4 protein-coding genes and 1 pseudogene are annotated in these 13,477 nt (G+C 59.7%); 2 read left to right on the forward strand and 3 right to left on the reverse strand.

Annotated features, from left to right (window positions below; genetic code table 11):
• Nucleotides 1–698 precede the first annotated feature (698 nt).
• Nucleotides 699–2,708: pseudogene (locus BI292_RS09200) on the reverse strand (type VI secretion system tip protein VgrG); the annotation flags it as partial.
• Between the two features lie 297 nt (nucleotides 2,709–3,005).
• Nucleotides 3,006–4,490, reverse strand: a complete 1,485-nt coding sequence (gene putP / locus BI292_RS09205; RefSeq protein ID WP_101207690.1) for a sodium/proline symporter PutP — start codon at nucleotides 4,488–4,490, stop codon at nucleotides 3,006–3,008.
• 464 nt (nucleotides 4,491–4,954) lie between these two features.
• Here putP and putA point away from each other — a divergent pair, with 464 nt between their 5' ends.
• Nucleotides 4,955–8,905: a trifunctional transcriptional regulator/proline dehydrogenase/L-glutamate gamma-semialdehyde dehydrogenase gene (gene putA / locus BI292_RS09210; RefSeq protein ID WP_101207691.1), complete on the forward strand. Its 3,951-nt coding sequence runs from the start codon at nucleotides 4,955–4,957 to the stop codon at nucleotides 8,903–8,905.
• A gap of 261 nt (nucleotides 8,906–9,166) precedes the next feature.
• Nucleotides 9,167–10,969 carry an acyl-CoA dehydrogenase gene (locus BI292_RS09215; RefSeq protein WP_092274355.1) on the forward strand — a complete coding sequence of 601 codons (1,803 nt, stop codon included), beginning with the start codon at nucleotides 9,167–9,169 and terminating at the stop codon, nucleotides 10,967–10,969.
• Between the two features lie 555 nt (nucleotides 10,970–11,524).
• Here the strand turns inward: BI292_RS09215 and BI292_RS09220 are convergent.
• Nucleotides 11,525–13,477, reverse strand: coding sequence for a methyl-accepting chemotaxis protein (locus BI292_RS09220; protein WP_101207692.1), 1,953 nt, complete (start codon nucleotides 13,475–13,477; stop codon nucleotides 11,525–11,527).

A 13,477-nucleotide genomic window follows, 5' to 3' on the forward strand; every position in this document is an offset into this window, starting at 1 on the left:
GCCTTACTCACCCCATCAATATGCGTCGCATACCCAGGAATCCCTCCCGCCGTTCCAGCCTTACTCCAATGATGCACAAGACTGCGGCTGGATATCCCCAGCGCATTTTTCAGTTTTGGATGATCCGCAATACCCACACCCTTGCGCACCAATGGCCCAAGGCTGTTATCCAACTGCCCCATCAACCTCTTGCGCTCGGTAAAGAAGTCCGCGCCCTGGAGTTTTCCGTGTTTGTCGAAAGTGCGTTTGTGGAGGTTTTCCAACTCTAAAAGCGTGTCCTTCAAGTTGCCCAAGTGCTTACCAAACATCGCCGCACCAATCCCAACCCCAGTCGAACCCTGCGAAAGAAAAGACTCAATTTCCCCATGATGCCGTGCCATAAACTCCGCCTCCGCATCACTCAAAGGCTCCAGCGCTGCATCAACTTTCTGCGCGGCTTCCATCAGCAAAGCCTCTTCCCGGGTGCATTGCGTGTTGCGCGGATCACTGAGGACGATCAATTGACCGGGTTTGGTGAAGTTGGAGAGCTGTGGATTAAGGCTTCTGAATTTCTCCAGCACCGCGGGCTGCGGTTGCGCAAACAAAATTGACTCAAGCGCAGACCGAGACATGCCCTGCTCCACGATATGGAAACCCGGTTCGACGGTTGAAGCGGGGGCTGTGGATGAGGCCTTTGAGCCACTGGTCAAAGTGTTCGGCGAAGGGCACATCCCTTCCTTGCAACGCTCACACTCCTCACAAAACGGCGCATCGCTTTTCAAGCTCATCACCTGCGCGGCACTCAGCAGCGCCGCCGGGGCCGCCACGAGTTTCAACGGGATGTCCGGTGAAATCGGTGCAGCCGCCAGCGCCGCCATTGGGGCGCCGCCGATCTGGATCGGTACGCTGCTGAAGATGCCGCCGGGGCCGATGTTGATCCACTGTCCGCCGGCCTGAATGGTTGCGCTGGCGCCGCCATCGATGACCACTTGCTGGCCGGCGCTGACGTGGAATTGCTGGCTGGCGCTGAGGGTTTGGCTGGCCACGCGAATGTGTCGGTCGCCGCTCACCAGCAGGTGGTCGTCCTGTTTCACTTCGGTTTGGCGTTGGCCGTGGGTGATGCGTTGCTCGTCGGCCTTCAATTCATGGCGGGCGATGCCGGTGACTACGATGCTGCGGGCGTTATCGACTTGTACCTGTTGATCATTCAGTACGTGCTGGGTCCAGTTTCGCTGGGCGCGCAGGTAAACTTCCTCGGCGCCCTTGCGATCTTCGATGCGCAATTCGTTGTAACCACCACCGCCGGGGCTGCTTTGGCTGCGGAAAATGCTGCGGGTTTTGTCGGCCGGCAGGTCGAGCGGCACCGGCGTCGCGGCGTTGGGCAGGCAGCCCATTACCAGCGGTTTATCGGCATCGGCGTCGACGAAACCGACCAGCACTTCCATGCCGACCCGCGGGATCAATACGCTGCCGTAGCGGTCGTGCGCCCAACCGGTGGCCACACGCAACCAGCAACTGGAGTGCTCGTCGAGCTGGCCGTCGCGATCCCAGGCGAGTTGGACTTTGACTCGGCCGTACTCGTCGCAATGGATTTCGCTGTCGGCCGGGCCGGTGACCACAGCAGGCTGATAGCCGAGCATGCGTGGCTTGTCCGGCCCCAGCGGCGGACGAAAGACAACGTCCCACGGTGTCGCGAGAAAGGTATTACGGTAGCCCTGGAATTCTCCGTCGTCGGTGGCGGACTCTTCCAGCACTTGCGGCTGGCGAGCATGGTGTTCGATCTGCGTGATCAGCCACAGATCATTCCAGGCCTGACGCGGGTGCTCCGCCAGTTGCAGGAAATGTCCGCAAACCAATGCCGATTGATCGCTGCTGCCTTCAGCCTGACGGAAGTCCGCGCCGTGGCGTTCGAGGGTTCTTTGTGTGAGTTTTTTGCCGTAGTCGCGGTCGGTGAATTGACCCGGAAAGTGGTAGTCCTCGAGCACCGGCAGTTGCTCGTTGTCGAGGCGGCTTTCGAGTTGCACGCCGGGCTTTTTGAAGTCGTAGTCGCGACGTGTAACGGCTGTAGTCCGGGTTTCCACTCGTACGCTGAAACGCTTGATCGCCGGTTCACGGGCGGCCATGCCGCTACCGGGCAGGTACAGGGTGGGTTCGGGCAGGCGCGGGAAAGCGGTTTGGTCGTCGCCGAACACCAGCAGATGGCCGTCGGGGCTGTGCTGGAAGTGGAAGTGAATGCCGACCTCGGCGCACAAGCGCTGGATGAATGCCAGGTCGCTTTCGGCGTATTGCACGCAGTACTCGCGGTCGGCGTAGTCGCTGCCGAGCTGGAATTCAAAGGCATCGCGCTGGATGCCGTGGTCCTTGAGGATTTGCGCGATGATGTCCGGCACGTTTTTGTGCTGGAAGATCCGCTGATTGATGCGGTGGCCAAGGTAGGTCAGGCGCGGTACGAGAGTGACTTGGTAGCGTGTCAGACGTTTACCGGAATCGCCTTGGCCGATGCGATAAATCTGACCGTGGATACCGCAACCTTGTGCACCAAAACTCAGAAATGCCTGACGGTGCAGCAGGCTTTCGAGTTCGAGGTCGGGCCGCTCACTGACCAGCTCAAGGTCAAAATGGAAGGGTTGGCTGACGGCTTCCTTGCCCGTGAACTCAAGCACTTTGAGCTCATTCTGGACGCCTTCGAGGGTCAACGTGAAACGCGGTTGATTGGCAGGCGCGAACATCCGATGTGTCTCTGCAGAATGAAGGCGGGCGATTCTGCATGAGCATCAAGGGCGTTTGAGCGGAGGTCAGGAAAATCAGATTTGCCCTACTTGCTTAGAGGATTTTCCTGAAGGGAACAGTACGTTTGGCTACAGACATTCTCTGCTTAGGGACTGTGTTGAGGCGGATGACGCCATCGCGAGCAAGCTCGGCTCCCACAGGTTTTGTAGGCCATCGCGCATAAAAAAACGGCCCGCCTCCTTTAAGGAAGCGGACCGTTTTTTGGGCGAACGATCAGGGCATTACGCCCTGCCCGATCACTTGTTCAGGCGGAAATCTTTCTCGGCGGCAGCGAAGCGTTGCAGCATGCCTTGAGTCGGAGCGCCCATTTTGCTGACGAAGAAGATCGCCAGGCTGGCGAAGATGAAGCCTGGGATGATTTCGTACAGGCCCAGCAGTTCGAAGTGTTTCCAGACGATCACGGTGATCGCGCCGACCAGGATCCCGGCCAGTGCGCCGTTGCGGGTCATGTCTTTCCAGATTACCGAGATCAGCACAACCGGACCGAATGCAGCACCAAAACCGGCCCAGGCGTAGCTGACCAGACCGAGTACGCGGTTGTCCGGGTTGGACGCCAACGCGATCGCGATCAAAGCAACCAGCAACACCATGGCGCGACCGACCCACACCAGCTCGACTTGCGAAGCAGTTTTGCGCAGGAAGGTTTTGTAGAAGTCTTCGGTCAGCGCGCTCGAGCACACCAGCAATTGGCAGCTCAGGGTGCTCATGACGGCAGCCAGAATGGCCGACAGCAACACACCGGCGATCCATGGGTTGAACAGCAGTTTGGCCAGTTCGATAAACACGCGCTCGTGGTTTTCGGTCACAGGACCGGCCACTTCCGGGTGCGCCGAGAAGTAAGCGATACCGAAGAACCCGACCGCGACGGTGCCGCCCAGGCACAGGATCATCCAGGCCATGGAGATGCGACGCGCCTTGGCGATCGACTTCACCGAATCCGCCGCCATGAAGCGCGCAAGGATGTGCGGCTGGCCGAAGTAGCCCAGGCCCCAGCCCATCAGCGAAATAATGCCGATGAAAGAGGTGTTTTTCAGCATGTCGAAGTTGCTTGGGTCTTGCGCTTCGATGGCCAGGAATGTGGTGTCAACGCCACCAGTGGCCAGCAGCACGATGATCGGCGTCAGCAACAGGGCGAAGATCATCAGCGTGGCTTGGACGGTATCGGTCCAGCTCACTGCGAGGAAACCGCCGACAAAGGTGTAGGCAATTGTCGCTGCGGCACCGGCCCACAGCGCCGTTTCGTAGGACATGCCGAAAGTGCTTTCGAACAGACGAGCGCCGGCGACGATGCCGGAAGCGCAATAAATGGTGAAGAACACCAGAATCACGATCGCCGAGATGATCCGCAGCAGGCCGCTTTTATCTTCGAAACGGCTGGAGAAGTAATCCGGCAGGGTCAAGGCATCGCCGTTGTGCTCGGTCTGCACGCGCAGACGGCCGGCGACGAACAGCCAGTTCAGGTAGGCACCGACGATCAGGCCGATGGCAATCCAGCTTTCGGAAAGACCGGACATGTAGATTGCGCCCGGCAGGCCCATCAACAACCAGCCGCTCATGTCCGAAGCACCGGCGGACAAAGCTGTCACGACGCTGCCCAGGCTGCGACCGCCAAGGATGTAGTCAGAAAGGTTGTTGGTGGAGCGATAGGCCATGAAGCCGATCAGCACCATTGCTGCGATGTAGATCACGAACGTGATCAGTGTTGGATTGCTAACGCTCATACGAAGGATGCCCTGGCTTTGTTTTTATGTAGCGTCGAAGTGTGAAACGCCGACAAACGACAATGTTTGATCAGACGATTTCCGGCCCCGCGCATTTATGACTGATGTTTCCCCAGGAAAGCCATCAGCCGGTACACCTGTCTCATCGGACCGGTTGCACCTTGGGCGCGAATCCTATTCAACAATCTAAATAAGGTGCAACCAGTTTCTGGAGAATAAGTTGCACCTAGTCGGAATTACCGCCGAACGCGCCGTTTTTGCTCCCTTTTAAGGCAGTCCGGCAGTTTTACTAGAAGTAAATGCACCAAGCAGAAGCAGTACGTTCGTACCGGAATTTAATTCCTGACGAGCTGCTTATTATTCCGACAAAAAAAGGGTTGCACCCGGTTGCACCTCGATCAGCGCGCAGCTAATCTTGCGGCCAGCTGATGCCACGCAATCGTGGCAAACATGAGGATAAAAATATGGCTACCACCACCCTTGGGGTCAAACTTGATGACCCAACCCGCGAGCGCCTCAAGGCTGCTGCGACCTCGATTGATCGCACGCCACACTGGCTGATCAAGCAGGCAATTTTCAATTACCTGGAAAAACTCGAGGGTGGTGCAACCCTGACCGAGCTGAGCGGTTTGACCAAGGACGCCGACGATGCCGTCGATGCGCCAACGGATCACGCCCACCAGTGCTTCCTCGAATTCGCTGAAAGCATCCTGCCGCAATCGGTTCTGCGCGCTTCAATCACCTCCGCTTATCGTCGCCCTGAGCCGGAAGTCGTGCCGATGCTGATCGAGCAGGCGCGTCTGCCGGCGGCGATGGCTGAAGCCACCAACAAACTCGCTTCCTCGATTGCCGACAAACTGCGCAATCAGAAAAGTGCTGGCGGCCGTGCAGGCATTGTTCAGGGCTTGTTGCAGGAATTTTCCCTGTCGTCCCAGGAAGGCGTGGCGCTGATGTGCCTGGCCGAGGCGCTGCTGCGCATCCCGGACAAAGGCACCCGCGACGCGTTGATCCGCGACAAGATCAGCACCGGCAACTGGCATCCGCATCTGGGCAACAGCCCGTCGCTGTTCGTCAACGCCGCCACTTGGGGCTTGTTGCTGACCGGCAAACTGGTCGCCACCCACAATGAAACAGGTTTGACTTCGTCGCTGAGCCGCATCATCGGCAAGAGCGGCGAGCCGATGATCCGCAAGGGCGTCGACATGGCCATGCGCCTGATGGGCGAGCAGTTCGTCACCGGCGAAACCATCGCCGAAGCCTTGGCCAACGCCAGCAAGTTTGAATCCAAAGGTTTCCGTTACTCCTACGACATGCTCGGTGAAGCGGCGCTGACCGAACACGACGCCCAGAAGTACCTGGCCTCGTACGAACAAGCCATTCACTCGATCGGCAAAGCGTCGCACGGGCGTGGGATTTATGAAGGCCCGGGCATTTCCATCAAGCTGTCGGCACTGCACCCGCGTTACAGCCGTGCGCAGTACGAGCGCGTGATGGAAGAGCTGTACCCGCGCCTGTTGTCACTGACCTTGCTGGCCAAGCAGTACGACATCGGTTTGAACATCGACGCCGAAGAAGCCGATCGTCTCGAACTGTCGCTGGATCTGCTTGAGCGCCTGTGCTTCGAGCCGCAACTGACTGGCTGGAACGGCATCGGTTTCGTCATCCAGGCTTACCAGAAGCGTTGCCCGTACGTGATCGACTACGTGATCGACCTGGCTCGCCGCAGCCGTCATCGCTTGATGATCCGCTTGGTGAAAGGCGCGTACTGGGACAGCGAAATCAAGCGCGCCCAAGTCGAAGGCCTGGAAGGTTATCCGGTCTACACCCGCAAGGTGTACACCGACGTTTCCTACATTGCCTGTGCGCGCAAACTGTTGTCGGTGCCGGAAGTCATCTATCCGCAGTTCGCCACCCACAATGCGCACACCCTGTCGGCCATTTACCATATCGCCGGTCAGAACTATTACCCCGGCCAGTACGAATTCCAGTGCCTGCACGGCATGGGCGAACCGCTGTACGAACAGGTTGTAGGCAAAGTTTCCGAAGGCAAGTTGAATCGTCCGTGCCGCGTGTACGCTCCGGTCGGTACTCACGAAACACTGCTGGCGTATCTGGTACGGCGTTTGCTGGAAAACGGCGCGAATACTTCGTTCGTCAACCAGATTGCCGATCAGTCGATTTCGATTCAGGCGTTGGTCGCCGATCCGGTGGCCAGCATCGAGCAGATGGCTACCGTGGAAGGCGGCTTCGGTCTGCCCCACCCGCGCATTCCGCTGCCGCGTGACCTGTACGGTGCCGAGCGCGCCAACTCCAGCGGCATCGACATGGCCAACGAACATCGTTTGGCCTCGCTGTCCTGCGCGCTGCTGGCCACCGCGCACAACAACTGGAAAGCCGCGCCGATGCTCGGTTGCGTTTCCAGCACTGAAACCCCGGCGCCGGTGCTCAACCCATCGGACCTGCGTGACGTGGTCGGTCATGTGCAGGAAGCCACTGTCGAAGACGTTGATAACGCGATCCAGTGCGCCTTGAACGCCGCACCGATCTGGCAGGCTACCCCGCCGGCCGAACGCGCGGCGATTCTCGAACGTGCTGCCGATTTGATGGAAGGCGAGATTCAGCCGCTGATGGGCCTGCTGGCTCGCGAAGCCGGCAAGACCTTCGCCAACGCCATCGCCGAAGTGCGCGAGGCTGTGGACTTCCTGCGTTATTACGCGGTGCAGGCACGTAACGATTTCAGCAACGACGCGCACCGCCCGTTGGGTCCGGTGGTCTGTATCAGCCCGTGGAACTTCCCGTTGGCGATCTTCAGTGGCCAGGTTGCTGCGGCATTGGCCGCCGGTAACCCGGTCCTCGCCAAGCCTGCCGAACAGACGCCGCTGGTGGCCGCGCAAGCCGTGCGTTTGCTGCTTGAAGCCGGGATTCCCGAAGGCGTGCTGCAACTGCTGCCGGGCCGTGGCGAAACCGTTGGCGCGCGTCTGGTCGGTGACGATCGGGTCAAAGGCGTGATGTTCACCGGTTCCACCGAAGTCGCGCGCTTGCTGCAACGCAACGTCGCCGGTCGCCTCGACGCACAAGGTCGGCCAATTCCGCTGATCGCCGAAACTGGCGGGCAGAACGCGATGATCGTCGACTCTTCGGCGCTCACCGAACAAGTGGTCATCGACGTGGTTTCGTCGGCCTTCGACAGCGCCGGCCAACGTTGCTCGGCCCTGCGCGTGCTGTGCTTGCAGGAGGATTCCGCCGACCGTGTCATCGAAATGCTCAAAGGCGCGATGGCTGAATGCCGTCTCGGCAACCCAGAGCGTCTGTCCGTGGACATCGGCCCGGTGATCGACGCCGAAGCCAAGGCTGGCATCGAGAAACACATTCAGGGCATGCGCGACAAAGGTCGCAATGTCTACCAGGTGGCCATCGCCGATGGCGAAGAAGTCAAACGCGGCACTTTCGTGATGCCAACGCTGATCGAACTGGAAAGCTTCGATGAGCTGCAACGCGAGATCTTCGGTCCAGTGCTGCACGTGGTTCGTTACAAGCGCAAAGACCTCGACCAGTTGATCGGCCAGATCAACGCTTCCGGCTACGGCCTGACGCTGGGCGTGCACACGCGCATCGACGAGACCATCGCCAAGGTGATCGATAACGTCAACGCCGGTAACGTTTATGTGAACCGCAACATCGTCGGCGCAGTGGTTGGCGTGCAACCGTTCGGCGGCGAAGGTTTGTCGGGCACGGGGCCCAAGGCTGGCGGCCCGCTGTACCTGTACCGTCTGTTGTCGACGCGTCCTACCGATGCCATCGAACAATCCTTCGCTCGCGGCGACGCTATCGTTGCCCCGGACGTGCGTTTGCGCGATGCCATGAGCAAGCCGCTGACCGCCCTGCAAGCCTGGGCCGACAGCCAGAAACTGGCGGAACTGAGCGCGTTGTGCGTGCAGTTTGCGGCGCAATCGCAGAGCGGCATTACCCGTGTGCTCGCCGGCCCGACTGGCGAACGCAACAGCTACGCGATCCTGCCGCGCGAACACGTGTTGTGCCTGGCAGAAGTCGAAGGCGATTTGCTCACGCAACTGGCGGCAGTATTGGCTGTAGGCGGTTCGGCGGTATGGCCGGAAGCTGACTTGACCAAGGCATTGTTCGCACGTCTGCCGAAGGAAGTTCAGGCGCGGATCAAGCTGGTTTCCGACTGGAGCAAGGACGAAGTGGTGTTTGATGCGGTCCTGCATCACGGCCATTCCGACCAATTGCGCGCGGCGTGCCAGCAAGTGGCCAAACGTGCCGGGGCGATTGTCGGGGTTCACGGTTTGTCGCAGGGCGAGACCAACATCGCGCTGGAACGCCTGGTGATTGAGCGGGCTTTAAGTGTTAACACCGCTGCGGCGGGTGGTAACGCGAGTTTGATGACTATCGGCTAACACTTGAGTGATCGTTCCCACGCTCCCGCGTGGGGGCGATCAAATGAACGCCTGGAATGCAAAACCTGTAGGAGTGAGCCTGCTCGCGATAGCGGTCTGTCAGTCACATCTGTTCTGGATGTGCCGCCGTCATCGCGAGCAGGCTCACTCCTACATTTGATTAGCGTTGCCCGCGACACACCATCACGCTCATCAATCATCCTGTTCAGCCCTCCCCGCGCGCGCCTAGACTCGGTCCATTCCCAAAAAAGGTAGGCCGACATGTCCGAGACGTTGCTCAGTTCCCGCAATCTGGCTTTCGAGCTGTATGAAGTCCTCGATGCCGAGGGCCTGACCCAGCGTGAGCGGTTCGCCGAGCACAATCGCGAAACGTTCGATGCCGCCATCAGCACCGCGCGCAGCATCGCCGAGAAGTTCTTCGCTCCGCACAACCGCAAGAATGACGAGAACGAGCCACGCTACGAGAACGGTGAAGCGATCCTCATTCCGGAAGTGAAACCCGCCGTGGATGCCTTCCTGGAAGCCGGTTTCCTCAACGCTGCGCGTAGCTTCGATGCCGGCGGCATGCAACTTCCGACCTTGCTCTCGCAAGCGTGCTTCGCGCACTTTCAATCAGCCAACGCGGCGTCCACCTCCTACCCCTTCTTGACCATGGGCGCGGCCAACCTGATCGAAAGTTTTGGCACCGAGGAGCAGAAGCAGCGCTTCCTGCAACCGATGATCGACGGGCGATTCTTTGGCACCATGGCGTTGACTGAACCGCACGCCGGTTCATCGTTGTCGGATATTCGTACACGCGCCGAGCCGGCGTCTGACGGCAGCTATCGACTCAAGGGCAACAAGATCTTCATCTCCGGCGGCGACCATCCGCTCTCGGAAAACATCGTGCACATGGTGCTGGCGAAATTGCCGGACGCGCCGGCCGGGGTGAAGGGCATTTCGTTGTTTATCGTGCCCAAGTTTCTAGTCAACGATGACGGCAGCCTTGGCCAACGCAACGACGTGTTGCTGGCCGGTCTGTTTCACAAGATGGGCTGGCGCGGGACCACGTCTACCGCGCTGAACTTCGGCGATAACGGCGAGTGCGTGGGTTATCTGGTCGGCAAGCCGCACCACGGTTTGAGCTACATGTTCCAGATGATGAACGAGGCGCGAATCGGCGTCGGCATGGGCGCGGTGATGCTCGGTTACGCCGGTTATCTGTACTCGCTGGACTACGCGCGCGAACGCCCCCAGGGTCGGGTGCCGGACAGCAAAGACCCGAATACCGCGCCGGTGGCGATCATTCAGCACGCCGACGTCAAGCGCATGCTGCTCACGCAAAAGGCCTACGTCGAAGGCTCGTTCGACTTGGGCCTTTACGCGGCGCGGTTGTTTGATGACACCACCACACTGGAAACCGCAGAGGCGCGCAAACAGGCGCATGAACTGCTGGATTTGCTCACGCCGATCGTCAAATCCTGGCCGTCGGAGTTTTGCCTGAAGGCCAACGAACTGGCGATCCAGATTCTCGGCGGCCACGGTTACACCCGCGAATACCCGGTGGAGCAGTATTACCGCGACAACCGGCTGAACCCGATTCACGAAGGCACCCACGGCATTCAGTCGCTGGACTTGCTCGGGCGTAAATTGGCGCAGAACGGCGGCGCCGGACTCAAGCAATTGATCCGCCTGATCGCCAATACCGCCGAGCGTGCGCAGGCGTATGAATCGTTGACCGCATTGCGTGAGCCGCTGGAAAAACTGGTCGCGCGCCTGCAAACGGTGACCATCGGTTTGCTGACCGATCTGGGCCAGGGCAAGGTCAATACCAGCCTGGCGAATTCGGCGCTGTACTTGAAAGTGTTCGGGCACACGGTGATTGGCTGGCGTTGGCTGGAACAGGCGATCCGCGCCGAGGAAGGATTGGCCAAATGCAATGCGGCGGATGTCAGCTTCTATAAAGGCAAGCTGCAAGCGGCGCGCTATTTCCTGACATGGGAAGTGCCGGGTTGCCACCACGAACTGGCGATTCTCGAGGCGCGCGATGATGTGTGCCTGGGAATGCAGGATGAGTGGTTCTGACCTTCAGAAATGTCGTCTGCCTGAAAACCAACCCCTCACCCCAGCCCTCTCCCCAAAGGGGAGAGGGGGAAAGGGAGCCGATCTTCACGGTTTTCAAAGCCTGAGTTCGACTCGATATTTCAGGTCGATGTAACCCGAAAGAACAAATCGGTCAGTCCCCTCTCCCCAGTGGGGAGAGGGGAAAGGGAGCCGATCTTCATGGTTTTCAAAGCCTGAGTTCGACTCGATATTTCAGGTCGATGCAACCCGAAAGAACAACCCGGCCAGCCCCCTCTCCCCAGTGGGGAGAGGGGAAAGGGAGCCAATCTTCACGGTTTTCAAAGCCTGAGTTCGACTCGATATTTCAGGTCGATGTAACCCGAAAGAACAACTCGGTCAGCCCCCTCGCCCCGCTGGGGAGAGGGGAAAGGGAGCCGATCTTCATGGTTTTCAAAGCCTGAGTTCGACTCGATATTTCAGGTCGATGTAACCCGAAAGAACAAATCGGTCAGTCCCCTCGCCCCTCGGGGAGAGGGCTAGGGTGAGGGGGCAGTCGTTACTGACACACCACAAACCTCACTTCAACCGAAACCCGCCCATCTGTCGCGCGAGGTCATCGGCCAATCGCTGCAGCATCTGGCAATCCTCACGACACGCGCGGACTTCCCCGGCCGTCGCTCGCGCCAGATCGGAAATCCCTTGCACGTTGCGGTTGATCTCTTCGGTCACCGCCGACTGTTCTTCGGTGGCGGTCGCCACTTGGTGGTTCATGTCGCTGATGCGCTCGATCTGCCCGGTAATCGCCGTCAACGAAGTGCCGGTGCGCTGGCTCGATTCAACGCCGGTGCCGGTCGCAGCCTGGCCCGAATGCATTGAGGAAACAGCATTCTCCGCGCCCTGCTTGAGGCTGCCGATCATCTGCTGAATCTCATCGGTCGACGACTGCGTGCGCCGCGCCAACGTCCGCACTTCATCCGCCACCACCGCAAACCCACGGCCCATGTCGCCGGCCCGCGCCGCTTCGATGGCCGCGTTCAGCGCCAGCAAGTTGGTCTGCTCAGAGATGCCGCGAATCACCGCCAACACTTGATCGATCGACGCCACTTGCTGCGCCAACTCACCCACCGCCGTCGCCGCAACGCCGATTTCGTCGGACATGCTTTCAATGTGGCGAATCGAGCCGCCAACCACTTCGCGCGCCTGCATCGCTTCATCGCGCGCGGTTTGCGAGGCGACGGCAGCGCTGCCGGCGTTCTGCGCGATTTCCTGCACAGTCAGGCCCATTTCGTGAACAGCGGTGGCGACCATTTCGGTCATTTCCTGCTGGCGCCCGGAGCGCTCGGCAGTGTTATCCACCACTTTCGACACCTGGCCGACGGCGGTGCGCAATTGTTCGCTGGTGGCGAGGACTTCGCCGATCATGCCGCGCTGACTGTCGAGGAAGCGGTTGAAGCCGCGCGCGAGGTCGCCCAGCTCATCGGCGCGACTGGAATCTAACCTGTGGGTCAAATCTCCACCACCGCTACCGATTGCTACCAGCGCCGCTGTTACCTGGCGGATCGGACGTACCAAACCACGGGCCAGCAACACCACCAGCAACAGGCACACCAGCGCCACCGCGAGGCCAATCGCGCTGCTCATCCACATGGCGCGGCGTGCTTCGGCGTAAATCTGCGACTGTGGCACTTCGGCCACGAGGGTCCAGCCGAGGTCGCGCAGCGGCAGGCTGAGCGCCAGGAAATCTTCGCCATCGCGGGTAAAACTGCTGCTGGTGGCAGATGCTTTTGAGGTAGCGGGATGACCCATCAAAGAGGCTGCCGCTGGGGCGCCAATCTGTTCGGCCAGAGAACGCTTGCCGCTGAATTGCGCCTCCGGGTGAACCTGGATCAAACCGTCGGAACGCACCAGATAGACTTTGCCGCGCTCACCGAAGCTGAAATTGTGGATCAGCTCCGACAGCTCTTTCATGCTCAAACCGAGCCCGGCAACGCCCACGACTCTGCCGGCCTGCTCGACTTTGAGGTCGATGAACAGCGCCAATTCTCCGGTCGCGATGTCGGTATCAATATTGAGTGTGCGCGGCTGGTCGCTGTCGAGGAACGTATAGAACCAGGCGTCTTTGGGGTTGGATCGGCTCAGCGTGCGGTCCAGGCCTTTTTCCGTGAAGTAATGGTTGGACGCGGTGCCGATGATCAGCGCGGTAAACGCCTTGTGCTCGGCGCGAATGCTTTCCAGGTACTTCACGAAGGTATCGGTCTGGGCACTGTTTTCGCCCTCGGCCAACCAGTCGCGCACCATGCTGTTGCTGGCGATGTCCTTGGCGGCGGTGAGGGGCTGAACGAGGATGCGCTCGATGTCGTTGCGCATCGCTTCGATGCTTGAAGGCAGCGCCTGCTCGACCAGATAACTCTGGGCGAGGCGGTTGACCACGAGGGTATAAACGCCAATCACGATCAGAATACTGACCAGCAGGGCGGTGCCCATCCCCAAGATCAACTGCCACTGAATGCTGCGTCGCCAGAACTGCAT

The sequence above is a fragment of the Pseudomonas sp. 43NM1 genome (genome assembly GCF_002836905.1).
Classification (GTDB): domain Bacteria; phylum Pseudomonadota; class Gammaproteobacteria; order Pseudomonadales; family Pseudomonadaceae; genus Aquipseudomonas; species Aquipseudomonas prosekii.